Source organism: Streptomyces sp. NPDC021212 (genome assembly GCF_044332925.1).
Lineage (GTDB): Bacteria > Actinomycetota > Actinomycetes > Streptomycetales > Streptomycetaceae > Streptomyces.
This window is the reverse complement of the sequence record NZ_JBIRPZ010000004.1, coordinates 553,664-579,222: the sequence shown is the minus strand read 5'-3', so window position 1 is coordinate 579,222 and position 25,559 is coordinate 553,664. Positions and strand designations below refer to the sequence as shown.

At 73.0% G+C, this 25,559-nt stretch carries 23 protein-coding genes; 4 read left to right on the top strand and 19 right to left on the bottom strand.

The features are described 5' to 3' along the window. Window positions 1-50: 50 nt before the first annotated feature. Entirely contained in the window at window positions 51-1,334 is a 1,284-nt protein-coding gene (locus tag ACH4SI_RS14130) for an adenylosuccinate synthase (protein ID WP_398295961.1), read from the bottom strand. A gap of 214 nt (window positions 1,335-1,548) precedes the next feature. Here ACH4SI_RS14130 and ACH4SI_RS14125 point away from each other — a divergent pair, with 214 nt between their 5' ends. Further along, window positions 1,549-2,589, top strand: coding sequence for a hypothetical protein (locus ACH4SI_RS14125; RefSeq protein WP_398296063.1), 1,041 nt, complete (start codon window positions 1,549-1,551; stop codon window positions 2,587-2,589). 4 nt (window positions 2,590-2,593) lie between these two features. On the opposite strand, the gene ACH4SI_RS14120 is transcribed toward ACH4SI_RS14125, so the two are convergent. After that, entirely contained in the window at window positions 2,594-3,142 is a 549-nt protein-coding gene (locus ACH4SI_RS14120; RefSeq protein ID WP_398295960.1) for a GbsR/MarR family transcriptional regulator, read from the bottom strand. 68 nt (window positions 3,143-3,210) lie between these two features. Here ACH4SI_RS14120 and ACH4SI_RS14115 point away from each other — a divergent pair, with 68 nt between their 5' ends. Then, window positions 3,211-4,167 carry an ATP-binding cassette domain-containing protein gene (locus ACH4SI_RS14115; protein ID WP_398295959.1) on the top strand — a complete coding sequence of 319 codons (957 nt, stop codon included), beginning with the start codon at window positions 3,211-3,213 and terminating at the stop codon, window positions 4,165-4,167. Beyond that, complete coding sequence (locus tag ACH4SI_RS14110; protein ID WP_398295958.1) at window positions 4,164-5,813, top strand: ABC transporter permease; 1,650 nt, start codon at window positions 4,164-4,166, stop codon at window positions 5,811-5,813. The genes ACH4SI_RS14115 and ACH4SI_RS14110 overlap by 4 nt, the downstream gene beginning before the upstream one ends. A 136-nt stretch (window positions 5,814-5,949) precedes the next feature. On the opposite strand, the gene ACH4SI_RS14105 is transcribed toward ACH4SI_RS14110, so the two are convergent. The 15 genes from ACH4SI_RS14105 to ACH4SI_RS14035 form a co-directional block, all read right to left on the bottom strand. Next, entirely contained in the window at window positions 5,950-7,167 is a 1,218-nt protein-coding gene (locus tag ACH4SI_RS14105; RefSeq protein WP_398295957.1) for a cytochrome P450, read from the bottom strand. A gap of 92 nt (window positions 7,168-7,259) precedes the next feature. Further along, the gene (locus ACH4SI_RS14100) at window positions 7,260-7,940 is read right to left on the bottom strand and encodes a response regulator (protein WP_398295956.1); all 681 of its coding nucleotides are present in this window, start codon (window positions 7,938-7,940) and stop codon (window positions 7,260-7,262) included. Continuing rightward, window positions 7,937-9,274, bottom strand: coding sequence for a sensor histidine kinase (locus ACH4SI_RS14095; protein WP_398295955.1), 1,338 nt, complete (start codon window positions 9,272-9,274; stop codon window positions 7,937-7,939). Before ACH4SI_RS14095 ends, ACH4SI_RS14100 begins: the two co-directional genes overlap by 4 nt. 102 nt (window positions 9,275-9,376) lie before the next feature. Next, window positions 9,377-10,534 carry an alpha/beta hydrolase gene (locus ACH4SI_RS14090; RefSeq protein ID WP_398295954.1) on the bottom strand — a complete coding sequence of 386 codons (1,158 nt, stop codon included), beginning with the start codon at window positions 10,532-10,534 and terminating at the stop codon, window positions 9,377-9,379. Window positions 10,535-10,537: 3 nt separating this feature from the next. Further along, window positions 10,538-11,758 (bottom strand): kynureninase, encoded by a 1,221-nt coding sequence (kynU, locus tag ACH4SI_RS14085; protein ID WP_398295953.1) that lies wholly within the window; start codon window positions 11,756-11,758, stop codon window positions 10,538-10,540. Continuing rightward, window positions 11,751-12,614 (bottom strand): tryptophan 2,3-dioxygenase family protein, encoded by an 864-nt coding sequence (locus ACH4SI_RS14080; RefSeq protein ID WP_398295952.1) that lies wholly within the window; start codon window positions 12,612-12,614, stop codon window positions 11,751-11,753. Before ACH4SI_RS14080 ends, kynU begins: the two co-directional genes overlap by 8 nt. A 213-nt stretch (window positions 12,615-12,827) precedes the next feature. After that, the gene (locus ACH4SI_RS14075) at window positions 12,828-13,241 is read right to left on the bottom strand and encodes a DUF3151 domain-containing protein (RefSeq protein ID WP_063735524.1); all 414 of its coding nucleotides are present in this window, start codon (window positions 13,239-13,241) and stop codon (window positions 12,828-12,830) included. A 70-nt stretch (window positions 13,242-13,311) separates the two neighbouring features. Next, window positions 13,312-14,868 carry a DHA2 family efflux MFS transporter permease subunit gene (locus tag ACH4SI_RS14070; RefSeq protein WP_398295951.1) on the bottom strand — a complete coding sequence of 519 codons (1,557 nt, stop codon included), beginning with the start codon at window positions 14,866-14,868 and terminating at the stop codon, window positions 13,312-13,314. A gap of 109 nt (window positions 14,869-14,977) precedes the next feature. After that, window positions 14,978-16,000 carry a class II fructose-bisphosphate aldolase gene (gene fbaA / locus ACH4SI_RS14065; protein WP_398295950.1) on the bottom strand — a complete coding sequence of 341 codons (1,023 nt, stop codon included), beginning with the start codon at window positions 15,998-16,000 and terminating at the stop codon, window positions 14,978-14,980. Window positions 16,001-16,227: 227 nt separating this feature from the next. Beyond that, window positions 16,228-16,767, bottom strand: coding sequence for an orotate phosphoribosyltransferase (gene pyrE, locus ACH4SI_RS14060; protein WP_398295949.1), 540 nt, complete (start codon window positions 16,765-16,767; stop codon window positions 16,228-16,230). 44 nt (window positions 16,768-16,811) lie between these two features. Next, the gene (locus ACH4SI_RS14055; RefSeq protein ID WP_398295948.1) at window positions 16,812-17,624 is read right to left on the bottom strand and encodes an aldose 1-epimerase; all 813 of its coding nucleotides are present in this window, start codon (window positions 17,622-17,624) and stop codon (window positions 16,812-16,814) included. A 77-nt stretch (window positions 17,625-17,701) separates the two neighbouring features. After that, window positions 17,702-18,571 carry an SRPBCC domain-containing protein gene (locus ACH4SI_RS14050; protein ID WP_398295947.1) on the bottom strand — a complete coding sequence of 290 codons (870 nt, stop codon included), beginning with the start codon at window positions 18,569-18,571 and terminating at the stop codon, window positions 17,702-17,704. A 101-nt stretch (window positions 18,572-18,672) separates the two neighbouring features. After that, window positions 18,673-20,283 (bottom strand): polyamine aminopropyltransferase, encoded by a 1,611-nt coding sequence (locus ACH4SI_RS14045; RefSeq protein ID WP_398296062.1) that lies wholly within the window; start codon window positions 20,281-20,283, stop codon window positions 18,673-18,675. Between the two features lie 95 nt (window positions 20,284-20,378). Continuing rightward, window positions 20,379-20,942, bottom strand: coding sequence for a DUF2617 family protein (locus ACH4SI_RS14040; protein WP_398295946.1), 564 nt, complete (start codon window positions 20,940-20,942; stop codon window positions 20,379-20,381). Between the two features lie 271 nt (window positions 20,943-21,213). Continuing rightward, the gene (locus ACH4SI_RS14035) at window positions 21,214-21,507 is read right to left on the bottom strand and encodes a hypothetical protein (RefSeq protein WP_398295945.1); all 294 of its coding nucleotides are present in this window, start codon (window positions 21,505-21,507) and stop codon (window positions 21,214-21,216) included. A gap of 145 nt (window positions 21,508-21,652) precedes the next feature. Between ACH4SI_RS14035 and ACH4SI_RS14030 the strand changes: the two genes are divergently transcribed. After that, window positions 21,653-22,822 carry a pyridoxal phosphate-dependent aminotransferase gene (locus ACH4SI_RS14030; RefSeq protein WP_398295944.1) on the top strand — a complete coding sequence of 390 codons (1,170 nt, stop codon included), beginning with the start codon at window positions 21,653-21,655 and terminating at the stop codon, window positions 22,820-22,822. Between the two features lie 12 nt (window positions 22,823-22,834). Here the strand turns inward: ACH4SI_RS14030 and ACH4SI_RS14025 are convergent, their stop codons facing one another. Together ACH4SI_RS14025 and ACH4SI_RS14020 are read right to left on the bottom strand one after the other, a co-directional pair. After that, the gene (locus ACH4SI_RS14025) at window positions 22,835-24,763 is read right to left on the bottom strand and encodes an FtsX-like permease family protein (RefSeq protein ID WP_398295943.1); all 1,929 of its coding nucleotides are present in this window, start codon (window positions 24,761-24,763) and stop codon (window positions 22,835-22,837) included. A gap of 216 nt (window positions 24,764-24,979) precedes the next feature. Then, window positions 24,980-25,516: a YbjN domain-containing protein gene (locus ACH4SI_RS14020; RefSeq protein WP_398295942.1), complete on the bottom strand. Its 537-nt coding sequence runs from the start codon at window positions 25,514-25,516 to the stop codon at window positions 24,980-24,982. Between the last annotated feature and the right edge of the window lie 43 nt (window positions 25,517-25,559).

The following is a 25,559-nucleotide window of genomic DNA, read 5'->3' as shown; positions in this document are numbered from 1 at the left end:
CGCGGCGCGAGGACGCCGGGGTGCGGGCCGTAGCAGCGGGCAGAGGGACCTCAGAGGAACGAGTTGATCTGGATCGTCTCGTCGCGGCCCGGGCCGACGCCGATCGCCGAGATGGGCGCGCCCGACATGTCCTCCAGCGCCTGCACGTACTTCTGCGCGTTCTTCGGCAGGTCGTCGAAGGTCTTGGCCTGGGTGATGTCCTCCGACCAGCCCGGCAGCGTCTCGTAGATCGGCTTGGCGTGGTGGAAGTCGGTCTGGCTGTACGGCAGCTCCTCGACCCGCTTCCCGTCGATCTCGTACGCCACGCACACCGGGATCCGCTCCCATCCGGTGAGCACGTCGAGCTTGGTGAGGAAGAAGTCGGTGAGCCCGTTGACCCGGGTCGCGTAGCGCGCGATGACCGCGTCGAACCAGCCGCAGCGCCGGTCGCGGCCGGTGGTCACACCGCGCTCGCCGCCGATGGTGCGCAGCTTCTCGCCGTCCTCGTCCAGCAGCTCGGTCGGGAAGGGGCCCGCGCCGACGCGCGTGGTGTAGGCCTTCAGGATCCCGATCACCCGGTTGATCTTCGTCGGGCCGACCCCGGAGCCGGTGCAGGCACCGCCCGCGGTCGGGTTGGAGGAGGTGACGAAGGGGTACGTGCCGTGATCGACGTCGAGCAGGGTGCCCTGGCCGCCCTCGAAGAGCACGACCCGGCCCTGGTCGACGGCCTGGTTGAGGATCAGGGTGGTGTCGGCGACGTAGCCGCTGAGCTGGTCCGCGTACCCGAGCAGCTCCTCGACCACCTGGTCCACGGCGATGGCGCGGCGGTTGTAGAGCTTGGCGAGCACCTGGTTCTTGAAGTCGAGCGCGGCCTCGACCTTCTGCCGCAGGATCGACTCGTCGAAGATGTCCTGGACCCGGATGCCGACCCGGTTGATCTTGTCGGCGTAGGACGGGCCGATGCCACGGCCGGTGGTGCCGATCTTCCGCTTCCCGAGGAAGCGTTCCGTCACCTTGTCGATGGTGGTGTGATACGGCGTGATCAGGTGCGCGTTACCGCTGATCAGCAGCTTGGACGTGTCGACGCCGCGCTCGTTCAGCCCGCTCAGCTCGGAGAGCAGGACCGCGGGGTCGACGACGACGCCGTTGCCGATCACGGGGGTACAGCCGGGCGAGAGGATGCCGGACGGGAGCAGGTGCAGGGCGTACTTCTGGTCGCCGACCACCACCGTGTGGCCCGCGTTGTTGCCGCCCTGGTAACGGACCACATAGTCAACCGAGCCACCGAGCAGGTCGGTGGCCTTTCCCTTGCCCTCGTCACCCCACTGAGCACCGAGCAGCACAAGTGCGGGCACAGGCGTACACCCCTTCCGGGCGGGGCATGTCCAACGTGCGTAATGGCGCGCGCCACCACAAGAGCCGTCGAACCGGTGCCCCGGATAGACGAAGCCCCTGGCGCAACAGCGACAGGGGCTCTTGCACCGAGAGATTACCTGAGGAAGGACCGAGGTGTCGGCTCCAGACCCATGGCACTCTCCGCCGGACACCGTCCGGGGGCGCCGCCTGCTCATGGTCATCGACCCCACCGCCCGGCAAACGGACGGGGAGTCGGTGCGGATCGCGAAGGATGTGCTGTGTGCGGGCGCGCAAACGAAAATCTGCCTGCCGGACGGCCCCGAGGAAGTCGAGCGGGCGCTGGCCCGGCGCGGCGGCCGGCGGCCGGTCGTGGTGGGCGACGACCGGGCCCTGCTGCGCGTCGTGGAGCTGCTGCACCGGCAGCGGGAGCTGGCCGACGCGGCGCTGTCGGTCGTCCCCGTGGGCGGGGCGGCCACGGTCGCCCTCGCCCACGCCCTCGGCGTGCCGACGGACGCGGTGGCGGCGGCGCGCACGGTGCTCGACGGGGCGGCCCGCCCGCGTGACCTGCTGGTGGACGAGAGCGGCGGGGTGGTCCTCGGGGGCCTGCGCATCCCCGGCGACGGCACGGCCGGTACGGCGCCGCCGGGCCCGGCCGGGCCCTCCCGTACGGGGCCGGGCGCCGCGGACGGCGGCGTGACCGGCGCCGCGGGCGGCGCGGTGGCGGGCGGCTGCGACTGCGGGTGCGATCCGTACGCCGAGGACCCCGGCGCGGCCGGTCCTGGCCCCTGGGCCGGGCCCGGCGGCGAGGCGGGGCCCGGGCGCGCGGGCGGCTGTGCCGCCGGCGGCCACCACTCCTGGTGGACCCCGGCGGCGCGCACCGCGCGCACGGCGCTGACCCTGCTGTCGCTGCCGGTCATGGGGCTCGGCGGGAGCGGCCGGGGGCGCCGGGCGCAGCCGCCGCCGCAGCGGCTGCGGGTCGAGGCGGACGGGGTGCTGCTGACCGATCTGGACCGGCGGGTCGAGGGGGTCTCGGTGTCGACGGCCGCGCCGGGCGGCGGGCTGGCCGAGGTGGTGGTCCATCCGCACGCGGGCGACGGCGCCGAGGAGCCGGTACGGGCGCGGGCCCGTGCCGTGACCGTCTCCGGCCAGGACTTCCGCTACCACTCGGACGCGCTGGTCCGCGGCCCGGTGCGCAGCCGGACCTGGACGGTGCTGGCCGGGGCGTGGAGCCTCACCCTGCCGCACCGCCGGTGAACGGTTACTGCTCCTCGCCCTTGCCGCGCGCCGCCTGGTGGGCGCGCCAGCGCTCCAGCATGACGTGCAGCTCCTCCTGCATGAACTCGAAGAACTCGGCGGTCTCGGAGGCCCGCTGCCCGGCCGGGCTGTCGGGGCCGAGGACCTTCGCCCCGTCCCGCATGGTGCTCTCCCAGCGGGCGAGCACCTGGTCGCGGCGGGTCATCGTCTCGTACCAGACCTCGTTGTAGAGCCGGTAGCGCTCGCGCCGGGAGCCCGGTTCGCGCTCCCGCGCGACCAGGTCGACCTGGGCGAGGTAGCGGATCGCGCCGGAGACCGCGGCCGGGCTGATCTGGAGCTGCTCGGCGAGCTCGGCGGAGGTGAGCGCGCCGGCGTCGGAGGCGAGCAGCGCGGCGAGGACGCGGGCGCCCATCCGCTGCATCCCGGCCTCGACGAGGTCGGCTGCGAACCGCTCGACGAACCGGGACACCGCCTCGTCGTCGCGTACGTCTTCTGCTGCGTCGATCTCTGCTGTGTCGATCTCCCTCACCGGCTCATCATCTCCCCTCGTCATCACATCATCATAAGTTTATACGATTCCTTAACTTCACAAATTTGTGAAAGTAGCGTAGCTTCGCAACCATGAAGACGGCAATCTCCGCGTCCGGCCTGCACAAGTCCTTCGGCCGGACCCACGCGCTGGACGGCCTCGACCTCGAAGTCGAGGCAGGTGAGGTCCACGGCTTCCTCGGCCCCAACGGCGCCGGGAAATCCACCAGCATCCGGGTCCTGCTCGGGCTGCTGCGCGCCGACTCCGGTGCGGTCCAGCTCCTCGGCAAGGACCCCTGGCACGATGCGGTCGACCTCCATCGGCACATCGCGTACGTCCCCGGAGACGTCACCCTGTGGCGCAGCCTGAGCGGTGGCGAGGTCATCGACCTGTACGGGCGGCTCCGCGGCGGTCTCGACCAGACCCGGCGGGCCCGGCTGCTGGAGCGGTTCGAGTTGGACCCGACCAAGAAGGGCCACACCTACTCCAAGGGCAACCGCCAGAAGGTCGCGCTGGTCGCCGCCTTCGCCTCCGAGGTCGAACTGCTGATCCTCGACGAGCCGACCTCCGGGCTCGACCCGCTGATGGAGGAGATCTTCCGCGAGTGCGTGGCCGAGGAGCGCGACCGCGGCCGCACCGTGCTGCTCTCCAGCCACATCCTCAGCGAGGTCGAGGCGCTGTGCGACCGGGTCAGCATCATCCGCAAGGGCCGGCGGGTCGAGTCCGGCTCGCTCGCCGAGCTGCGCCATCTGACCCGTACGTCGGTGGCCGCCGAGCTGGCCGCCGCGCCCACCGGGCTGTCCGGGCTGCCCGGCGTCCACGGCCTCGACGTCCAGGACCGCCACGTCAAGCTCCAGGTCGACTCCGACAAGCTGGACGCGGTGCTGCGGCGGCTCACCGAGGCGGGCGTGCGCAGCCTCACCTCCACCCCGCCCACCCTGGAAGAGCTGTTCCTGCGCCACTACCAGGACGACATCACCCGGGCCGGCGCCGAGGCCGGTGTCGGCACGGGCGCCGGCACCGGCACCGAAGAGGCGGTCGTCCGATGACCGCCGTAGCCGACGCGCGGGTCACCGGCCGGGCCCGCGGTTCGTCCCGCGATCTGACCGGCACCGGCACACTGCTGCGGCTCGCGCTGCGCCGTGACCGGATCATGATGCCGGTGTGGGTGCTGTGCCTGGGGCTGACGGCCTCCAGCACCGTCAGCCGCCTCGACAGCGCCTACGACACCCCCGCCAGGCGCGCCCGGCTCGTCGAGGACATGAACGGCAACGGGGCGACCCGCGCGCTGTTCGGCACCGCCTTCGGCGACTCGCTCGGTGCGCTCACCGTGTGGCGGGTGGGCGCCTTCCTCGCCGTGTTCGCCGCGATCATGAGCCTGCTCATCGTCATCCGGCACACCCGTGAGGAGGAGGAGACCGGCCGCCAGGAGGCGCTGTCGTCCTGCGTGGTCGGCCGCCGCGCGGGCCTCACCGCGGCCCTGCTCACCGTGGCCATCGCCAACGGTGCCGTCACCCTGCTCGTCGCGGGCGGTCTCGCGAACCAGGGCGGCAGCGGGGCGATCGCGCTGGGGCTGGCCGTCGGCCTGTCCGGGATGGCCTTCGGCGGTCTGGCCGCCGTAGCCGCCCAGCTCACCGAGAGCGCGCGGCTCGCCCGGGGGCTCTCCGCGGCCGCCGTCGGCGTGGCGTTCGTGCTGCGCATGGCGGGCGACGCCGCCGAGGACGGCTCCAAGGGCTCAGGGCATGTGCTGACGTGGCTCTCGCCGCTGGGCTGGGCCGAGTACGCCCGGCCGTTCGCGGCCGAGCGCTGGTGGCCCCTGCTGCTGATCGCGGTGCTGGCCGCCGCGTCCATCTCCGTCGCGTACTCCCTCGCCGGCCGCCGCGACGTGGGCGCCAGCTTCTACGCGACCCGCCCGGGCCCGCGCGCCGCGGGGCCGTTCCTGCGGGGCGTCTTCGGCCTGGGCTGGCGCCTCCAGCGCGGCGCCCTGGCCGGCTGGGCCGCCGGGTTCGTCTTCGCGGGCGCCATCTTCGGCGCCATCTCGGACGGCGCCGACGACTTCCTCGGCGACAGCGACCAGACCCGCGAGATCATCGAGCGCATGGGCGGCGCCCAGGGGCTCAACGACGCCTTCCTGGCCTCCATGGTCGGCGTCCTCGGCACCATCCTCACCGTCTACACCACCAGTTCCGTGCTGCGGCTGCGCAGCGAGGAGACCGACCAGCGGGCCGAACCGCTGCTGTCCAACGCGGTCAGCAGGCTGCGCTGGGCCGCAAGCCACCTGGTCATCTCCTACCTCGGCCCGGTCGCCGTGCTCGCCGTCGGTGGCCTCGCGCTGGGCCTCGGCTACGGGCTGGCGGCGGGCGACGTGAGCGGCTCGCTGCCGCGCGTCCTGGGCGCCGCGCTCGCCCAGACCCCCGCGGTGTGGCTGGTCACCAGCCTGACCGTGCTGCTCATCGGGGTGCTGCCGAAGTACTCGGCCGCCGCCTGGGGCGTGGTCGGCTGGGTGGTCGCCCTCGGCTGGATGGGCCCGGCGCTCAAGGTGTCGCAGTCCGTCATGAACACCTCGCCGTTCAGCCATCTGCCCAAGCTGCCCGGGGAGCACGTCACCGCGGCGCCGTTTGTGTGGATGGTGCTGCTCTCGGCCGTCCTGACCGCCGGGGGGCTGGTGGCCCTGCGCCGCCGCGACATCGGCTGACCCTTCCCCTCCCTGCTCTCGGCGCCGGGCCCGCACTCCCCCTGTGGCGGGCCCGGCGCCGAGTCATGTGCTCGTTGGCCCACCCGGCTGCGGCGGCCGGGGAAGACCTCAGACCCCGGACTTCAGACCTCAGACTTCAGACCTCCACCAGCAGCTCCGTCAGCCCGCGGATCACGTACCCGGGCCGCCACTCCGGCTCCCGCACCAGCCGCAGCCCCGGCGCGGCGCGCAGCAGCGCGCCGAAGGACGCGGCGAGTTCGATACGGGCCAGCGGGGCGCCCAGGCAGTAGTGGATACCGGCGCCGAAGCTGAGGTGGGGGTTGTCGGTGCGGGCGAGGTCGAGCGTGTCGGGCCGCTCGAAGCGGGCCGGGTCGCGGTTGGCCGAGCCGAAGAGCAGGGCGACCTCACTGCCGCGCGGGATGAGGGTGTCGCCGACCCGGATGTCCTCCAGCGCCCAGCGCTCGAACAGCTGTAGCGGGGTGTCGTAGCGCAGCAGCTCGTCCACAGCTGTGGACAGCAGCGCGTCCGGGGCCTCCCGCAGCCGGGCCAGCTGGTCGGGGTGGCGGAAGAGCGTCCACCAGCCGTTGCCGGTGGTGTTGACGGTGGCCTCGTGGCCCGCGTTCAGCAGCAGCACACACGTGGACACCATCTCCTGCTCGGAGAGCCGGTCCCCCTCGTCGTGCGCGGCGATCAGCGCGCTGATCAGATCCTCGCCCGGGTCTTTGCGGCGGGCGGCGATCAGCCCGCGCAGATACTCGGAGAACTCCAGCGACGCCCGCACCGCGCGGCGCGCCGTCTCCTCCCCCGGATTCAGCTCGAACATCCCGCAGATGTCCGCCGACCAGGGGCGCAGCGCCGGGCGGTCGGCGGGCGGAATGCCCAGCATCTCGGCGATGACCTCGACCGGCAGCGGTTCGGCGACCGCCGCGATGAGATCGCCGCCGCCGGAGGCGGCGAACGAGTCCGCCAGCCCGGTCGCCAGCCGCCGGATCGTCGGCACCAGCCCCTGGACCGTGCGCGGGGTGAACGCCTTGGAGACGAGCCGCCGCAGCCGGGTGTGGTCCGGCGCCTCCAGGTCCAGCATGCCGTGGTCGTTGAGGGTGTGGAACGGCTCGTGCTCGGGCGGAGGGGCGGTGCGGCCGAACTCCTCGTGGGTGAAGCGGTGCAGATACGTACGGCCCAGCCGCCGGTCGGTCAGCAGGGCGCGCACATCCTCGAAGTGCGGGATCAGCCACTGGTGGGAGGGCGCGAACCAGTGCGCCCTGCCGCGCTCGCGCAGGCCGGCGTAGACCGGGTAGGGGTCGGCGACGAACGACGGCTGCCATGGGTCGAAGGCAGGGGCTTCGCTGCTCATTACCGGACCGTATCGCCGGACCGGCCCGTCCTCCAGAGGGCTTCGGGTGGTGTCAGTGGTGGTGTCGGCGCGTCAGTGGTGGTGTCAGCGCGTCAGCCTCCCGGGGTCACGAGCCGCGCCTCGTACGCGAAGACCGCGGCCTGGGTGCGGTCCCGCAGGCCGAGCTTCACCAGGATCCGGCTCACATGGGTCTTCACCGTCGACTCGGCCACCACCAGATGCTCCGCGATCTCCGCGTTGGACCGGCCCTGGGCGACCAGCACCAGCACCTCGTTCTCCCGCTCGGTCAGCTCGTCCAGCCGCTCCTGCGGGCCCGGCCGCGGCGCCCCGAGCAGAGTGGTCCCGTCGCCCTGCGAGAACGTCGCGATGAGCCGCTTGGTGACGGTGGGCGCCAGCAGCGCCTCCCCCGCCGCCACCACCCGCACCGCCTCGCCCAGCTGACGTGCCGACGCGTCCTTGAGCAGAAAGCCGCTCGCCCCGGCCCGCAGCGCCTGGTAGACGTACTCGTCCAGGTCGAAGGTGGTCAGCACCAGGACCTTGGCGTCGGCGTCCGCCGCCACGATCTCCCGCGTCGCCTCCAGCCCGTTCAGCACGGGCATCCGGATGTCCATCAGGACCACATCCGGGCGCAGCGCCGTGACCTGGGCGACCGCCTCACGGCCGTCGACCGCCTCACCGACGACCTCGATGTCCGGCTGGGCACCCAGCAGCACGGAGAAGCCCTCGCGGACCATCATCTGGTCGTCCACGATCAGCACGCGGATGGTCGTCATGCCTCCGGCTCCGCCGCCGTCTCGGGGGCCGGGATGAAGACGGTGACCTCATAGCCGCCGTTTTCCTCCCGCGCCCCCGCCCGTATCTCGCCGTCCAGCATCGTGACCCGCTCCCGCATGCCGAGCAGCCCATGGCCCATGCCCGGCGAGGGCGACACCGCCTTGGTGGGCGGGCCGTTGACGATGCGCAGCCCGAGGCCGCCGAGCACATACGCCACCTCGACGCGCGCGGTGGACCCCGGGGCGTGGCGCAGCGCGTTGCTCAGCGCCTCCTGCACGATGCGGTACGCCGACAGCTCCACGCCCTGCGGCAGCGGGCGCACCGCGCCCGTCGTGACGTGGTCGACCGCCAGGCCCGCCGCCCTGACCCCCGCGAAGAGGCCGTCGAGGGCGGCCAGCGTGGGCTGGGGCGCCTCCGGGTCGGCGTCCGTATCGATGTCGTCCGCCCGCACCACCCCGAGGACCCGGCGCAGTTCGGTGAGCGCGATCACCGCGTTCTCCCGGATGGTCGCGAAGCTCCTGGTCAGCTCCTCGGGCGGGTTCTCCACCCGGTACGGGGCCGCCTCCGCCTGGATGGCGATGACGGACATGTGGTGCGCGACGACGTCGTGCAGCTCGCGGGCTATCGTCGCGCGCTCCTCCAGGGTCGTGCGGCGGGACCGCTCCTCGACGGTGGCCGACTCCTGCACCGCGATCGCCTGCTTGCTCTCGCGCAGACTGCGCCCGGTGACGACGGCGCAGAGCAGCAACCCGGAGACGAACAGCAGGGTGAAGGTGTCCGAGTGGATGTACGGGGTGTCGTTGACGTACTCGGCGACACTCGCGAGAAGGGCCGTGAGCAGCCATATCTCGATGGCCGCCCGGGGACGCGACCGGGCCGCCACCACCACCATCACCAGGACGTGGGAGATGGCCAGCGGAACGGGCCACGGCCAGCCCACCCACGGTTCCAGAGGCAGCAGCTCCAGCCCCGCCACGGCGCTCGCCCCGAACGACAGCCACCAGGCGCCGACCGGCCGGAACAGCGTCAGAAGCAGCGGCACCCCGCTCAGCAGTGCCAGCACCGGGCCCATGTCGCTGGACGTGCCCATGTTGTCGTTCACGATGAAGACCGACTGGGCCATGACGTAGAACGCGCAGGCCGTGAGCGCGGCATGCGGCAGCCAGCCCACATAGTGCCGGACCCGCTCCGGGGCCCGGCGCATCAGCGGATGCCCGGAACCCAGCGGCGGCAGGGGGCGGATGGCGAACGCGCCGGTGATCAAGTCCTGCCGCAGGTCGGACAACGCGCTGCGGGCGATGCGGAGTTCGGTCCGCGGGATCGTTTGGGTCACGCCTCATACGGTAGGGAGCGGGCGGGCCCGCGGCGTCCCCATCGATGGTGATTGTCCGGCGTCCCCCTCAAGTACTACGGGTACGACGAGTCCTCCGCGGCCCTACGCGTCCTGCTCGGCGAGCCGGGCGATCTCGTCGGCGACCGTGCGGGCGGCGGCGGTGGCCGGGTCGATCAGCGGGAAGTGCCCGACGGCGGCGATGCGCACCACCCGCGGCGGCTGCCCCGCGACGGCCCCGGCCGCCGCGAAGGAATCCGCGACCTGCGGCGGAACGTCGACGTCCGTGCCGCCCTGCACGAGGACCGTGGGCACGCCGGTGGGCAGCAGCGCGGCGGGATCGGCGTAGGGAAGCCGCGCCGCGAGCCGGTCACCGAGCAGTTCGTCGACGGCGTCGGAGCACACCCGCAGGGCGCGGGCGGCGGTGAGGTCCGCGATCGGGGCGAGCGCGACGACGCCGCGGAGCGGGGGAGGCGCGGGCAGATGCCACCGGGCGCCCGGCGGCAGCCGGTGCCGGGCCGCCGCCCACAGCGCGGCGTGCCCGCCCGCCGAGTGCCCGGCGAGCACGATCCGACCGGCGTCCACCCCGCCGAGCCCCAGCTCCCGCACCAACCGCGGTACCCGGTCCACGACGGCGGCGATGTCGTCGAAGGTCTCCGGCCACCGGCCCGCCAAGTGCCGGCCCGCCAGATGCTGCGCCCCTGGCGGGTGTTCACGGTGAGGTTCACCGGCGGGTGAGGCGTGCGGCCCGCCGCCACCGCGAGGCTCGGCGGCCTGCGGCCCCTGCGCGGCGCGTGAGGCGTCGGCGTCGCCGCGCCCGGCTCCCCGCGCGTGTGCGGCGTCCCGGCCGACCCCGGCCTCGCCGCCCGGTGCGGGGCCGCGCCGGGCGGTGGCCTGCGGCTCCTGCGCGGTCTCCGCCGCCCCCGCCGAAGGCGTCTCCGTGCCGCCGCGCCCAGCGGCCGACGTGCTCGCGTCGGCCGCCTCACCGCCCGCCCCCGCGCCTCGGCGGTATTCCGCCAGAGCTACCGCCAGGCCGCGGTGCGCCAGGTGGGCGGCGAGCGGGGAGAGGTGGTGGCGGTCGTAGGGGGCTCGCCAGGCGCCGCCGTGGAAGAGGACGACCAGCGGGGCGGGGGCCGCCGGGTCGCGGGGGAGGTGGAAGTCCACCACCTGGTCCGGGTGTTCCCCGTACGCGGCCGACGCGTCGGGCGCCACCGGGGCGTGACCGAACAGCGACGCCTCCTCGGCGGCCGCGTCCAGGGGCATCGGTCAGTCCACCTCGCCCAGTACGTCGGCCAGCACCCGCGCCGCCCGCTCCACCTCGGCGAAGCCCGTATACAGCGGGGTGAAGCCGAAGCGCAGCACGTCGGGGCGGCGGAAGTCGCCGACGACACCGCGCCGTACCAGTTCCGCCATCGCCGGGCCCGCGTCCGCGCAGCGCAGCGCGACCTGGCTGCCGCGTTCCGCGTGGACGGCCGGGGTGACGGACTGGACGCGGCCAGCCGGTACGTACCGCTGGACGCACCGCAGGAAGAAGTCCGTCAGGGCCAGGCTCTTCGCCCGTACGGCCTCGATCCGGACGTCGTCCCACACCTCCAGCGCGGCCTCCAGCGCGAGCATCGAGAGGATGTCGGGGGTGCCGACGCGGCCGCGGACCGCGCCGTCGGCGGGGGCGTAGGCGGGGGCCATGCCGAACGGGTCGGCGTGGGAGTTCCAGCCCGGGAGCGGGGAGTCGAAGCGCGGCTGGTGCTCGTGCGCCACGTACAGATAGGCGGGCGAACCGGGCCCCCCGTTGAGGTACTTGTACGTGCAGCCGACGGCGAGGTCGACCCCGTGCGCGTCGAGCCCCACCGGCAGCGCGCCGGCGCTGTGGCACAGGTCCCACACGACGAGGGCCCCGGCCGCGTGCACGGCGGCCGTCGTGCCGGGCAGGTCGTGGAGGCGGCCGGTCCGGTAGTCGACGTGGTTGACGAGCGCGACGGCGGTGCGCGGCCCGACCGCGGTCGGCACGTCGCCCGCCGCCACGGCCCGCACGGTGCAGCCGGTCATACGGGCGGCGGATTCGGCGATGTAGCCGTCGGTGGGGAACGTGGCCTCGTCCACCACGATCTGGTCGCGGTGGGCGCCGCGCTCCTGGGCGATGCGTACCGCGGCGACGACGGCCTTGAAGACGTTCACGCTGGTCGAGTCGCCGACCACCACCTGGCCCGGGGCGGCCCCGACGATCCGCCCCACGCGGTCGCCGATCCGCTCGGGGGCACTCCACCAGCCGCTCTCCTCCCAGGAGCGGATGCGCAGCTGTCCCCATTCGCGGGCCACGACATCGGCCAGCCGGGCGGGGACGGCGCGGGGCAGCGCGCCGAGCGAGTTGCCGTCGAGGTACACGACGTCGTCGAGAGTGAAGGCGTCGCGCAGGCCGCGCAGTTCATCGGCCGCGTCGAGCGCGGCGGCCTCGTCGGTCAGTTCCGCGGGGATGGTCGTCTCAGACATGGCTACGGGCCGTCCACAGCTCGGGGAAGACGTTCTTGGTGGCACGCTTCTCCAGCCAGGCCACCCCGGCGGAGCCACCGGTTCCGGTCTTGGCGCCCATCGCCCGCCGGGTGGCCACCAGATGGTCGTTGCGCCAGCGCCACACCAGCTCGGCGACCTCGGTCAGCGCCTCGCCGAGCCGGATCAGCTCGCCCTCGCGCGGGCCGGAGTAGATCTCCTGCCACACCCGTTCCACCGCCGGATCCGGTTCGTACCGGCGGGTGGGGTCGCGGTCCAGTACGGCCGCGGGTACGGCCTGGCCGCGCCGGGCCAGGAAGCGCAGCACCTCGTCGTACAGGCTGGGTTCGGTCAGCGCCTTCTCCAGCTCCACGTACTCGCGCGGCGCGCCCCGGTGCGGTACCAGCATGGACGCCGACTTCTCGCCGAGCAGGAACTCCATCCGCCGGTACATCGCGGACTGGAACCCGGAGCCGTCGCCGAGCGCGGAGCGGTACGCGTTGAACTGGCCGGGCGTGAGGTGCGCGAGCGGCTTCCAGGACGCGTTCAGGGACTCCAGCTCGTAGGTGGAGCGCCGCAGTGCCGCCAGCGCGGTCGGCAGGTCGTCCTCGCGCAGCGCCTGCGCGGCGGTGTGCCACTCGTGGACGATGACGGTGAACCACAGCTCCATGACCTGGGTGGTGACCAGGAAGACCATCTCGCCGGGGTCGTCGGAGAGCGGGTGCTGGAGGTGGGTGAGGACCGACGCCCGGACGTAGTCCTCGTACGGGGTCGTGCCCTGGAAGTCCAAGTGGGGCGCTTCCGGCTCGCCGTCGGGGACGGCTTCGGGGGCGGATTTCGGGGCAGGCTGCTGCGACATCGCATCTCCTGAGGTACTGCTCGCCACCGGGTAGCGGTCCGCCCCATCCCTTCGGTCTCGGAGCCCCGGTCCCCTCAGAGGCCACTTGAGTGGTCCCTGCCCGCATCATGCGTGCCGCGCGCGCCGCCCGCAAGTGCGGGCGGCACGTTCGGGACGGCGCGAAACGGGCCTGCCGGGGCGATCCGCCCCGGCAGGCCCACGCCTCGCGGGACGTCAGGAAAGCGTGTCCGCCGCGGTCGGGGAGCTGTCGCGCAGGAACGTCGAGCAGCGCTCGTACTCCTCCTGCTCACCGATCGACTGCGCGGCGCGGGCGAGCGCGTGCAGGGCGCGCAGGAAGCCGCGGTTCGGCTCGTGCTCGAACGGCACCGGGCCGTGGCCCTTCCAGCCGCTGCGCCGCAGTGCGTCCAGTCCGCGGTGGTAGCCGGTGCGGGCGTACGCGTACGACTCGACCACCCGGCCGTTCTCGAACGCCTCGTCGGCGAGCTGGGCCCAGGCGAGCGAGGAGGCCGGGTACTTCGCGGCGACCTCCGAGGGAGCCGCGCCGGACGCGAGCAGCTCCCGGGGCTCGGGGTCGTCGGGCAGATGGGTCGGGGGCGGTCCCCCGAGCAGGTTCTCGTGAATGGCCATGGGTTCCAGTCTGCCGGACCACCCGCCCTGCCCGCCGCCCCACGCCCGGCTTCGGTCGCCGGCCCGGGGGTCAGGCAGGTGGGCCGCCGCGGCGGCGCGGCTTTTCGCCCGGGTCCAGGGGCGGGGCGCCCACCCCGCAGTGGTACGCGCACTCGGGGCGGCAGGGGCGCTCCTCCGCCTCGACCTTCCCGGGCTCCGCCTCGGCCTCCGCGCCCCCGACCCGCTCCAGCGCGTCCGCCCGTACCGTGCGCCAGGCGATGAGCGCCCCCACCACCAGCACCGCCGCGCAGATCGGCATCGCCCGCCGGAAGGACTCCGAGAACCGGTCCGCCGACCGGTACGCCTCCGAGCCCATGCCCGCCAGCAGCGGCAGCGCCGCCACCGCGACCAGGCCCGCCGCCCGCGCCGCCGCGTTGTTGATGCCGCTGGCCAGGCCCGCCCGTCCGACGTCCACCGAGGCCAGGACGGTCGCGGTGAGCGGGGCGACGAGCACCACCATGCCCAGCCCCATCACCACCAGCGCGGGCAGCACGTCCCGCCAGTAGACGGCCCCCACCCCGGCCCGGGTCATCAGCAGCATTCCCGCCGCGCACAGCAGCGGGCCGACGGTCAGCGGGATCCGCGGGCCGATGCGCTTGCCCAGCTCGCCGGAACGGGCCGACAGCAGCAGCATCAGCAGGGTCGTCGGCAGCAGCGCGGTCCCGGCGACCAGCGCGGAGTAGCCGACGACCACCTGGAGGTTCAGTACGACCAGGAAGAAGAAGCCGCCGAAGGCCGCGTACACGCACAGCGTCACCGCGTTCACGGCGGTGAACTGGCGCGACGAGAAGAGGCTGAGCGGCAGCATCGGCTCGGGGCGGACCCGCTCCACGTACACGAAGGCCACCCCCGCCAGCAGCCCGGCCACGGCCGGCAGCACCACGGAGAGCGCCGCGCCCCGCTGCGGCGCGGCGATCAGCGCGTAGGTCACCAGGCCGAGCGCGAACGCGCCGAGCACCGCGCCCAGGACGTCGAACCGGCCGTGCGCCCGTGGATCCCGCGACTCCGGTACGTGCCGCAGCGCGACCGGTACGCATACGGCCGCCAGCGGCACGTTGAGGAAGAACACCCAGCGCCAGCCCGGACCGTCCACCAGCCAGCCCCCGAGGAACGGCCCGATCGCCGCCCCCACCCCGCCGAACCCGGACCACAGCCCGACCGCCCGGGCCCGGTCGTCGGGGTGGATGACCGACTGGATCAGCGCCAGCGAGCCGGGGGTGAGCAGCGCCCCGCCGATGCCCTGGAGCGCGCGGGCGGCGATGAGCACCCCGGCGTTCGGCGCCATTCCGCACAGCAGCGACGCGAGCGCGAACCACACGACGCCGACGACGAACACCCGCCGCCGCCCGAAGCGGTCGCCGAGCGCCCCGCCGAGGAGGATGAGCCCGGCGAGGGTGAGCATGTAGGCGTTGACGGTCCACTGGAGGACGGCGAGATCGGCGCCGAGGTCGAGGCCGATGCGCGGCAGGGCGACGTTGACCACGGTGCTGTCGAGGAGCGCCATCGCGGAGCCCAGCACGGTGGTGAACACGATCCACCGCCCGGCGGCCGTGGAGAGCCGCACCGCGGCGGAGGCGTTGTCGGCCATACCTGGATCATCCCCGCGCCGCCCGCCCGGGGCCAGCCCACGGACGCGGCGGGCCCGGGGGCTCGTCGCGGTGACGAGGCCCCCGGGCCCGAAACGGGACCGGCGCCGGTTACTTCAGCTTGGTGCCGGTGGAGCGCAGGTTCGCGCAGGCCTGGGTGACCCGCTCGGCCATGCTCTTCTCGGCCACCTTGCCCCAGCTGCGCGGGTCGTAGGTCTTCTTGTTGCCGACCTCGCCGTCGACCTTCAGCACACCGTCGTAGTTGCGGAACATGTGGTCCGCGATCGGCCGGGTGAAGGCGTACTGGGTGTCGGTGTCGAGGTTCATCTTCACCACGCCGTTCTCCAGCGCCGTGAGGATCTCCTGCTCCGTGGAGCCGGAGCCGCCGTGGAAGACGAAGTCGAACGGGTCGGTCTTGCCGGACTTCGCGGCGATGCCGTCCTGGAGCTGACGCAGCAGCTCCGGGCGCAGCACGACGTTGCCCGGCTTGTAGACGCCGTGGACGTTGCCGAAGGAGGCGGCCAGCAGGTAGCGGCCCTTCTCACCCAGGCCCAGCGCCTCGGCCGTGCGCTCGACGTCCGCGACGGTGGTGTACAGCTCGTCGTTGATCTCGTGCGAGACGCCGTCCTCCTCGCCACCGGTCGGGGTGATCTCGACCTCAAGGATGATCTTCGCCTTGACGGCCTCGGCCAGCAGCTCCTGCGCGATGCGCAGGTTGTCGTCCAGCGTCTCGGCGGAGCCGTCCCACATGTGGGACTGGAACAGCGGGTTCTGGCCGCTCGCGACGCGCTCCTGGGAGACCGCGAGCAGCGGACGCACGTAGCCGTCCAGCTTGTCCTTCGGGCAGTGGTCGGTGTGCAGCGCGATGTTGACCGGGTACTTCTTGGCGACGACGTGCGCGAACTCGGCGAGCGCGACCGCGCCGGACACCATGTCCTTGTCGTACTGGCCACCCAGGAACTCGGCACCACCGGTGGAGATCTGGACGATGCCGTCGCTTTCCGCCTCGGCGAAGCCCCGCAGCGCGGCGTGCAGCGTCTGCGTCGAGGTCACATTGATCGCCGGGTAGGCGAACTTGCCTGCCTTCGCCCGGTCGAGCATCTCGTTGTAGATCTCAGGGGATGCGATGGGCATCTGTCCGCTCCTTGTGATGTGCGGGTGAGGTTCTTGGCCCTGACCTAGGGGGAGTCCTGCGGCGACGACATCGTCGCGGCCATCTTCCCAGACTCCGTCGATTGCTCCACACGGCGCACGCGAGGACCACACGGACGGGGGTGGATGGTTTCACGTGAAACACCCACGCGATTACTCCAGGTCAGCTCAGCCGGTCGGCTCAGCTGGCCAGGTCAGATGGGCCCGGGTCAGCTCAGGCCGAGGTCGGCGAGCGAGAACGCCGGTACGTAACGCAGCCCGGCCTCCGCGATCGCGGGCGCGGCCCCGCGCTCGACGATCGTGGCGACCGCGACGACCTCGGCGCCCGCCTCACGCGCCGCCTCGACTGCGGTCAGCGGCGAGCCGCCGGTGGTGGAGGTGTCCTCGACCACCAGCACCCGCCGTCCCGCGATGTCCGGGCCCTCGATCCGCCGCTGCAGACCGTGGGTCTTCTGCGCCTTGCGGACGACGAAGGCGTCCAGCTTGCGCCCGCGCCCGGCGGCCGCGTGCAGCATGGACGTGGCCACCGGGTCGGCGCCCAGGGTCAGGCCGCCCACCGCGTCGTAGTCCAGGTCGGCCGTGGCGTCGAGCATGACCTGCCCGACCAGGGGCGCGGCCTCGGCGTCCAGGGTGATCCGGCGCAGGTCGATGTAGTAGTCGGCCTCCTTGCCGGAGGAGAGGGTCACCTTGCCGTGGACCACGGCCTTGTCCTTGATCTGCTGCAGCAGGGCGTCACGCGCTTCGCTCATGCGCACGAGCTTAGGCGGTGTCCGTACCGGCACCCACGGGCCCCTTACGCGAGCTCCCGCCACCTCCACGTCATGGAGATCTCCAGCGGATCGATGGGCGTGACCAGGCGGGGAAGGGTGTTCAGGCCGTTCGGCGGCCCGGACTGCGGCTCGACGCACACCGCCTCCGCCTGCTCGTCGTAGATCACGACCCATTCGCTGCGGCTGGTGACCTTGAGTTCGAGCCGTTCCGGCCAGGTCAGCGTGACGTCCACGCCGTCCGGCATGCCGAAGCAGTCGTCCCACGGGCCGGGGCGCGGCTGGATGCGGCGGCCGGTGGGGAGGTGGTTCTCGCCGCGCTCCTCCTGCCATTCCGCGGCGAAGGACAGCTCGACGTCGGCGCCGCCCTCGCCCAGGTTGCGCAGGAACCACGGGTGCCACCCGGCCTGCGCCGGGAACGAGTCGCCCTCCGTCTCCACGCTCATGGTGACGGTCAGAGCGTCCGCCGCCAGGTCGAAGCTCTGGGTGACCCGGCCCTCGTACGGCCAGGGGTCGGCGAGGTCGTAGGTGAAGGCCGCGCTGTCCAGCGCGGTGCGGACCGTGCGCCAGGCGAGGTCCCGGCCGGTGCCGTGGATCGCGTGGGGCGGGGAGTTGACGGGCAACTGATGGCTCCGGCCGCCGTCGCGGAACCGTCCCAGCTCGACCCGGCCGCACCAGGGCACCATCGGGAAGGACCCGTACCGCGGGCCCTGCCGCAGCAGCTCCGTGCCACCGATGCGCAGCGAGCCGATGCGGCAGCCGTTGTCGGACGAAACGGTCAGCTCGGCGTCCCCGGCGGTGAGCCGGACGCCCTTGGTCTCCGTAGTCTCTTCGGTCACGCCCCGACCCTATGCGCAGCCGCTCAGGCGCGGCGAGCAATCACCGGCGCCGACCACCTCACCGCACGCCGACCGCCTCACCGGCGGCGGCGCAGGACGCGTCGTCCGACGACGACGGCCGACGCGAGCACCACGGCCGCGGCGGGCGCTGCCCAGCGCAGCGCGGCGCTGGTGGACCCGGCCTCGGGCGCCGGTACGGGGGCGTAGCGGCCGCGCGGCGGGGCGTGGTCGACCTCCTCCGTCGAGCGGCCGATCATGGTGCGGCGGGCGTGCGCGGCCTCGGCCGGGGGCTCGTCGTCGTCCAGCCCGCCCAGCTCGGCGAGGGCGGCGACGTCGTCCACCTGGTCGACGTCGTCGAGGTCTCCGATGTCGTCCACGTCGACGTCCTCGGCCTCCTCGACGCCCTCGGCCCGGTCGGCCTCATCGGCGACGGCTGCCTCATCGGCGTTGTCGGCGCGCAGCGGCAGGTCTGCCTCGGTGAGCGGGTCGTGGTCGGCGAGCGGGGTGATCGGGGACGCCTCAAGACCGGCCGCCAGCGACGACCCGAAGCGGTCCAGCAGTCGGCGGGCCACCGTCTCGGTCGCGTGCGCGTCGAACTCGGCCAACCGCCCCTCGCTGCGTACGGTCCCGGAGCAGCGCAGCCCCGTACCGCCGCCGTCCACGGCCCGGGGCGTCAGGGTCAGCGCGAGCTTCACCGAGCCGCTGCCCCGCGCCTCCGTGCCCTCGCCCTCGGCCTCGAAGCCGCCGCCGCGCTCGGTGACGCGCAGCGAGCCGCGGTAGGTGATGGTGGATCCGCCGATGCGCAGCCGCAGCCGCCCGGCGAGCGGACCCGCGTCCTCATCAGCATCCTGCTGGAGCCCGGGGACGCAACGGGCGATGCGGTCGGGCTCCGAGAGCGCCTGCCGGACGGTGTCGACGGGAAACGGAACGAACACCTCATGCTCCATAGCTCAAAACACTACCCATCGCGCGTTGGCTGAGACCCGTTCCCACGCAACTTTCGTCCCATGAGCCCACGAGACCACGAGAACACGAGCCCGCGCGAACATCAGTCCCCGTACCGCGGGTGCATGAGGGTCGACGGCGGCAGATGCGGCTCCCGGCTCCGGTCGGCCGCGCGCCGCGCCGCGTCCAGACCGGCCGGGGTGAGCGAGCGCGGGCGGGGGGCGCCCGGGGCGAGGCCCAGCGGGACCGGGGTGCGGGCCGCGAGCAGGAACCCCCAGTCGCGCGGCCCGTCGCCCGCCGGCCCCTCGGCCGTACGCCCCTCGCCCGTACGCCCGTCGCCCGGCGATCCGCCGCCCGGCGGGCGCGCCGCCACCACGTACGGCACCGTCCGCAGCCCGACCGACCGCATCGTCGCGTCCACCGTCCAGTACGCGCGGGGCCGCGGGCCCGCCTCCCCCGCGTGCACGGCGAGCCGCCCGCCGGGGGCCAGCACCCGTTCCGCCAGGCCGTAGAACTCCTGCGAGTACAGCTTGGTGCTCGGGGTCAGGCCGGGGTCGGGCAGATCGCACACCACCACGTCGTACGCCGCGCTCCGCCGCAGCCAGTCGAAGGCGTCCGCGGTGATCACGCGGACCCGCGGATCGCGGTAGGCGCCCGCGTTGAGGGCGGACAGCGCGGGGTCGCGGCGGGCCAGCCGCACCACCCCGGGGTCGCGCTCGACGACGGTCACCGAGCGGACCCCGTCGTACCGCAGGACCTCGCGGGCCGCGAGCCCGTCGCCGCCGCCGAGCACCAGGACCCGGCGGTGCGGTCCGGCCGCCATCGCCGGGTGGATCAGCGCCTCGTGATAGCGCAGCTCGTCGTCCCCGCTGACCTCCAGCCGCCCGTCGAGGAACAGCGACAGCGGACGCCCCCGGGTCCGGCCGCCGGTCAGCACGACCTCCTGGACCCCCGTGCGCAGCGCGACGCGCACCTCCGGCCCGTACACGGCCTGCCGGGCGGCCCGTTCGAAGGACGGGGTGAGCACGGCGCCCGCGGCCAGCAGGGCGAGCACCAGGGCGTTGACGACGATCAGCGCCCACCGGGACCGCGCGCTCAGATCGCGCCGGAACAGCCACAGCACCAGCGCCCCGCCCGCGACCGCGTTGACCGCGCCCGTCACCAGCGCGCCGGTCAGCTGGCCGAACGCGGGCAGCAGCAGGAACGGGAAGGCGAGCCCGCCGACCAGCGCGCCCACATAGTCCGCGGCGAACAGATCGGCGACCGCGCCGCCCGGGTCCTGCCGCCGCACCCGCTGGATGAGCGTCATCAGCAGCGGCACCTCGGCACCGATCAGCACGCCGATCGCGAACGAGAAGCCGACCAGCGCGGAGCGCGACTGCCCGCACCACGCGAAGCACGCGTACAGGGCCATCGCCGAGCAGCCGCCGAGGAGCGCGAGCACCGCCTCGACGGCGCCGAAGCCGACCGCGGCGCGGCAGCGCAGCCGCTTGGCGAGCAGGGAGCCGACGCCCATGGCGAAGACCATCACCGACAGGACGACGGAGGCCTGGGTGACCGAGTCGCCCACCAAGTAGGAGGCGAGGGCGACGAGTTCGAGTTCGTAGACCAGTCCGCACGCGGCGCAGACGAAGACGGTGACGAGGATGAGGAAGCGGCCGAACCCGGCCCGCACGGGCAGCCGCACCGGACTCTCAGGCTCCGGCGCGGGCATCGGGGATTCGGTCACGAACGGAACGCTACGTTACAAATCACCCACACCTTGTCACCCACAAGGGTGCACTGACTGCCGCTCATCCGTACACCGCATCATCCGGACACCAGATCGGCGGGCGGCGGATCGGCGGGAGGGCGGAGCGGCATCGGTATGGACGTCACCCCCAGGCAGGTACGGGTGGTGACCAGCCGCCCCTCCTGCGGGTACGCGTGCCAGGTGCGCCACCCCACGGTGCCCTCGTGCCACTGCGCGAGCAGCGCGGTGAACGCGTGCGGGCTGCCGGGGAACGTCCCGGCCAGGCCGTGCGGATGGTCGGCGACCAGGGCGAGTAACTCCTGGGCCCGCCCGGCGAACGAGCCCTGCGACAACTCCTCGACGCGCGCCGCGAATTCGTACTCACGGCCGTCGACGAGGGTGGAAACCCCCAGCGGAAGCGGGGTGCTGCTGCCGGACATACAGGCCACGGTCTCCGAGCAGCGCCCGTCCTCCGCTTCGAGGAGGACCTGGTGCGAGGCCCCGAGAAGCCTCAGCTGCACGGCGAAACCGCGAAGGCGGAGGTCGAGCACGGCCAGCGCCGGAAGCGGTTCCCGCCCCAGGGACCAGGCCAGATCGTCGGCGCGGGTGTCGGTGTAGGCGGTCTTCAGGGTCGTGAGCATGGGTCGGCTCCGCAAGCACGCAGGGGAAAGGTGGACCGGCTCGCCCCGCGGATGGTCCAGGGGTATGCGGATACGCCGGCTCGTGCCCACGTGGGGTCCGTAGGGCGGTGGTATACGGAATCATGAAATGGTCGACGCCACATCGTTTTTACCCACCTTCGCCGGGTTTCCACCCCCTAGGGCGGTCCCCAGTTCAAGTGTTCAACACACGTGCGCCCGGCGCACGTTGGCGCGCCGGGCGCTATGACGGGACGGTTCCCCGAGGGGCGGCTCAGGCGCCTCCCCCGCAGCCACCGCCGCCACCGCCGCCGCAGCCTCCTCCGCCGCCGCAGCCGCTACCACCACCGCAGCCGCCACCACCGTGATGGCCCCCGCCGCCACCGCAGCCACCGCCGCCCGAACCGCCACTGCCGAGCCACCAGCCACCGCCGGCCGCTCCGCCGGACGACCCCGCCCGGTACGCCCCCCGGCGACCGCCGCCCCGCTTCCTGGCCTTCCCCGCGCTCAGCGCCGCCGCCGCCATGATCACAAAGACGCCGACGACGAAAAAGATGACAAAACCCATGGGGTCCTCACTCCTTCCATCCCCCGTAGCGAGCCATCCCCCGTAGCGAGGCACCGCTCTGTCGTGTCTGCCGGGCTCATGCCCGACTTTGTCCCCCTCAAAAGCGGAGTTGAGGAAGTCCAGAGGTTCGACGGAGGATGGGCCCATGGGACGACCGCTGCTCAACCGCCGGCTGGCCGGATTCGGCACCACGATCTTCGCTGAGATGTCCGCCCTAGCCGTGCGCACCGGTGCCATCAACCTGGGCCAGGGATTCCCCGACACCGACGGCCCCGAAGAGGTGCGCGAAGCCGCGGTGCGCGCCCTGCGCGACGGCCGCGGCAACCAGTACCCGCCCGGCCCCGGCATCCCCGAGCTGCGCACCGCCGTCGCCGAGCACCAGCGGCGCTTCCACGGGCTGTCCTACGACCCCGACACCGAGGTGCTGGTCACCGCGGGCGCCACCGAGGCCATCGCCGCCTCGCTGCTGGCCCTGCTGGAGCCGGGCGACGAGGTGATCGCGCTGGAGCCGTACTACGACTCGTACGCGGCGTGCATCGCGATGGCGGGCGGCACCCGCGTCCCCGTCACCCTCCGCCCGCACGACGGCGCCTTCCGCCTCGACCTGGACGAGCTGCGCGCCGCGGTCACCGACCGCACCCGCCTCATCCTGCTCAACACCCCGCACAACCCCACCGGCACCGTCCTCACCCACGACGAACTGGCCGCTGTCGCCGCCCTCGCCGTCGAGCGCGATCTGCTGGTGATCACGGACGAGGTCTACGAACACCTCGTCTTCGGCACCGCCCACACCCCGCTCGCCGGCTTCCCCGGCATGCGCGAGCGCACCGTCACCATCAGCAGTGCCGGCAAGACGTTCTCCTTCACCGGCTGGAAGGTCGGGTGGATCACCGCCACCCCGGAGCTGATCACCGCGGTCCGCTCCGCCAAGCAGTACCTCACCTATGTCTCCGCCGGCCCCTTCCAGTACGCCGTCGCCGAGGCCCTCCGCCTCCCGGACGCCTACTTCCACACCCTCCGCGAGGACCTGCGCACCAAGCGCGACCTGCTCGCCGACGGCCTCACCGACGCGGGTTTCACGGTCTTCCGCCCCTCGGGCACGTACTTCATCACCACCGACATCCGCCCCCTCGGCGAGACCGACGGCTTCGCCTTCTGCCGCTCCCTCCCCGAGCGCTGCGGCGTCGTGGCCGTCCCCAATGCCGTCTTCTACGACCACCAGTCCCAGGGCGCCCCCTTCGTCCGCTTCGCCTTCTGCAAGCGCGAGGACGTCCTCACCGACGCCGCGGCCCGGCTCAAAGCCCTCACCGGGTGAAGCCGGTGAGGGCTATTCGGCGCCCCGCAGTGCGTCGGTCGGCCCTTGCCGCAGCGCGATACGCGTCGTCAGCACCCCGGTGACGAACGCGAGCGCGCCCGCACCGCCCACGATGAGGGCGATCGTGGCCCCGGGGAGCGAGGGGTACGGGGAGCCGGTCAGGGCCTTGCTGAACACGGTCAGGACCATCCCCGCCACCGTCGACCCGACCAGCAGTGCCGCGAGCACGGTCACGGCGTTCTCGGCCCGCATCATGCGGGCCACTTGGGTGCGGGTCGAGCCGACGAGCCGCAGCAGCGCGAACTCGCCCGTACGCTCCATGGTCGTCATCACCAGGGTGTTCACGACTGAGATCGACGTGAACACTGTCACGACGGCCAGCAGCAGGTAGGTGGCGGTCATCGAGGCATCCTGCTGACGACGGGCCTCGGCCCGGTGGGCGGAGCGGTCCAGGAACTGCCAGGACGGCCGGTCCTTGGCCATGGCCGTCAGTCGATCGGCCACTTCCCGCTGCCGGCCCGGCAGGGCGCGTACGTACACCATGTCCAGGGTGGACGGTTCACCCGCCAGACGGTGGGCAGCGGCCATGCGCTGCGGGACGACCAGGTCCCCGAAGCCCAGGTCACGGGTGTACACGGCGGCCACCCGGGACCGTTCGGTGCGGTCGTCGTCCAGGGCCAGCCACACCGTGTCGCCCACGTCGGCACGAGCCTCGCGGGCCAGGGACCGGCTCAAGGCGATGTCGTGCGGCCCGAGCCGGTCGAAACCGCCGTGGGCGGGGGCCAGGTCGAGCACCTGGTCCAACGGGCCGTCCGTGACCGCCTGGGCGATACCACTCGGTCCTTCGCCCGTGGGGTCGTCGCTGGTAAGCACCGTGGCATGGGTGCCCAGGGTGCCGATGGCCGCGGCGACGCCCGGCAGGTCACCGACCGTACCGGCGGCCGAGTCGGGCAGGTCCTCCTGCCCTGTGGTCCGCACCAGATAGTCGGCGGCCAACCGCTCCCGGTCCTGCCGCTCTTGTTCGTGCCACTTCATCTGCGGCACGAACAGGAGGACGGCCGCGAAGGCGACGGTGAGCGCGAGCGGGGTGGCGGCCGCGCCCAGCCGACGGTGTCCCACGGTCAGGTTCGCCCGGACCAGCGATCCGGTCACCGGCAGGAGCACCAGGCACGCGATGCCGAACACCGCGCCGGCCAGTTTCCCGATCCACGGGGCGAGCAGCCCCACCGCGATCATGAACACCATGACCATGCCGGCCGCGGTATTGGCGGCGTCGGACCCTCCCGAGTCGTCGATGGCCGTCAGTCCCCAGATGCCGCCGACCAGCACCGCCAGCCCCAGGGAGGTACGTACCACGCCCACCCGCCGGGACGGCACCGCCGCTTCCTCCAGTGCCTGCGCGGGCCGCACCCGCGAGGCTCGTCTAGCACTGCCCCGGACGGCGAGCTGGGCGGTCACCGCGCAGATCGCCACCGCGATCAACAGGCTCCAGGGGCCGAAGTCCAAGGGGAAGGCGTCCGGCACCCAGCCCTGAGCGACCATCCAGGCCCGCAGCGCGGCGGCGAGCAGGATACCCAGACCGCATCCCGGGACCGCCGCCACGGCGGCGACCACGAACGCTTCGTACGCGATCAGCCGGCGCACCTGGCCGGGGGTCGCGGCGACGGCGCGCAGCAGGGCGATTTCCCGGGTGCGCTGCTGGACGGAGAGGGAGAACGCCCCGGCCACCGCGAAGGCGGAGACGAACAAGCAGATGAAGCCGAACGGTACGGCGAAGGACATCGCCTCTTCCCCGCCCTGCGCCGGTGCCGCCCTCGCACCCGCGTCGAGAACTACCGCGAACATCGTCACCAGGGCCTGGGCGCTCGCCATCGCCACGAAGGACCCGGCGAAGGAAGCCTTCCGGTGGCGCACGGTCGACCAGGCCAGCCGAAGCAGCATGTCCTCATGCCCCCCGTCCGGCGGGCCACACGGCCCTGGCCTGCCCAACCGGTGGGGCGTCAGCACGCTCCCGTAATCGATCCGCTTCCGTTCCGGTGTGCTCGTTCACCCTGCGGCCCTTCCCGCTGCATGACCCTGGACACGGCAAGAACCCGGCCCCGCGCCGTCGCCCCCTGTGGGGGCCGGCGCGTCGGCCGGGCTCTGGGACTCTTCGGCTCAGACCTCGTCGTCGCCCGGCTTCTCGTCGTCGCCGGACTCGACGTCGGTCTCCAGACCGAGCTGTTCGACCAGCCAGCGGTCGAACTCGATCGAAGCCCGCACCCAGCTGACCGTGCTGGATACGAAGTGCTCCAGGCTCACGCCGGTGCCGATCAGCATCTGCGCTTCGCCGATCAACCGGACCGTGCCGTCGTCATTGGTGTGGCTGTAGACCTTGGGCCACAGGGTGCGGCGGTTCCAGTCGTCGATCACCTCGAGCAGCTGCGGCTTCACTTCGATGCCGTGCGGCCGGTCGTAGAACGTCCGGACGGAGAAGACCTGCTGCTCCTCCTCACCGCGGAACATGAAGTAGGTGCGGAACTGCTCCCACGGCGCCGCGAGGTCTCCCTCCTCGTCGACGACGTACTTCAGCTCCATCTGCTCCAGAAGCTGCTTGACCAGGTCCTGGTCGGGCAGCACGGGGCCACTCGGACCCGCCGGTTCGGGCTCGGGCTGGCCCCCGAAATTCGGAATCGAGGACGGGTCGATGCTCACCGTGGATTTCCCTTCGTATGGATACCGCCATCCTCCCTCACAT

What these genes read in the sequence shown, in the direction of transcription:
- ACH4SI_RS14045 (WP_398296062.1), bottom strand. Translation starts at nt 20,283, where the DNA reads ATGCCCGCGCCGGAGCCTGAGAGTCCGGTGCGGCTGCCCGTGCGGGCC.
- ACH4SI_RS14025 (WP_398295943.1), bottom strand. Translation starts at nt 24,763, where the DNA reads ATGCTGCTTCGGCTGGCCTGGTCGACCGTGCGCCACCGGAAGGCTTCC.
- ACH4SI_RS14070 (WP_398295951.1), bottom strand. Translation starts at nt 14,868, where the DNA reads ATGGCCGACAACGCCTCCGCCGCGGTGCGGCTCTCCACGGCCGCCGGG.
- ACH4SI_RS14080 (WP_398295952.1), bottom strand. Translation starts at nt 12,614, where the DNA reads ATGTCGCAGCAGCCTGCCCCGAAATCCGCCCCCGAAGCCGTCCCCGAC.
- ACH4SI_RS14110 (WP_398295958.1), top strand. Translation starts at nt 4,164, where the DNA reads ATGACCGCCGTAGCCGACGCGCGGGTCACCGGCCGGGCCCGCGGTTCG.
- fbaA (WP_398295950.1), bottom strand. Translation starts at nt 16,000, where the DNA reads ATGCCCATCGCATCCCCTGAGATCTACAACGAGATGCTCGACCGGGCG.
- ACH4SI_RS14090 (WP_398295954.1), bottom strand. Translation starts at nt 10,534, where the DNA reads ATGCCCCTGGACGCGGCCGCCGAGGAGGCGTCGCTGTTCGGTCACGCC.
- ACH4SI_RS14115 (WP_398295959.1), top strand. Translation starts at nt 3,211, where the DNA reads ATGAAGACGGCAATCTCCGCGTCCGGCCTGCACAAGTCCTTCGGCCGG.
- ACH4SI_RS14050 (WP_398295947.1), bottom strand. Translation starts at nt 18,571, where the DNA reads ATGGAGCATGAGGTGTTCGTTCCGTTTCCCGTCGACACCGTCCGGCAG.
- ACH4SI_RS14120 (WP_398295960.1), bottom strand. Translation starts at nt 3,142, where the DNA reads ATGACGAGGGGAGATGATGAGCCGGTGAGGGAGATCGACACAGCAGAG.
- pyrE (WP_398295949.1), bottom strand. Translation starts at nt 16,767, where the DNA reads ATGAGCGAAGCGCGTGACGCCCTGCTGCAGCAGATCAAGGACAAGGCC.
- kynU (WP_398295953.1), bottom strand. Translation starts at nt 11,758, where the DNA reads ATGTCTGAGACGACCATCCCCGCGGAACTGACCGACGAGGCCGCCGCG.
- ACH4SI_RS14030 (WP_398295944.1), top strand. Translation starts at nt 21,653, where the DNA reads ATGGGACGACCGCTGCTCAACCGCCGGCTGGCCGGATTCGGCACCACG.
- ACH4SI_RS14100 (WP_398295956.1), bottom strand. Translation starts at nt 7,940, where the DNA reads ATGACGACCATCCGCGTGCTGATCGTGGACGACCAGATGATGGTCCGC.
- ACH4SI_RS14125 (WP_398296063.1), top strand. Translation starts at nt 1,549, where the DNA reads ATGGTCATCGACCCCACCGCCCGGCAAACGGACGGGGAGTCGGTGCGG.
- ACH4SI_RS14075 (WP_063735524.1), bottom strand. Translation starts at nt 13,241, where the DNA reads ATGGCCATTCACGAGAACCTGCTCGGGGGACCGCCCCCGACCCATCTG.
- ACH4SI_RS14105 (WP_398295957.1), bottom strand. Translation starts at nt 7,167, where the DNA reads ATGAGCAGCGAAGCCCCTGCCTTCGACCCATGGCAGCCGTCGTTCGTC.
- ACH4SI_RS14040 (WP_398295946.1), bottom strand. Translation starts at nt 20,942, where the DNA reads ATGCTCACGACCCTGAAGACCGCCTACACCGACACCCGCGCCGACGAT.
- ACH4SI_RS14035 (WP_398295945.1), bottom strand. Translation starts at nt 21,507, where the DNA reads ATGGGTTTTGTCATCTTTTTCGTCGTCGGCGTCTTTGTGATCATGGCG.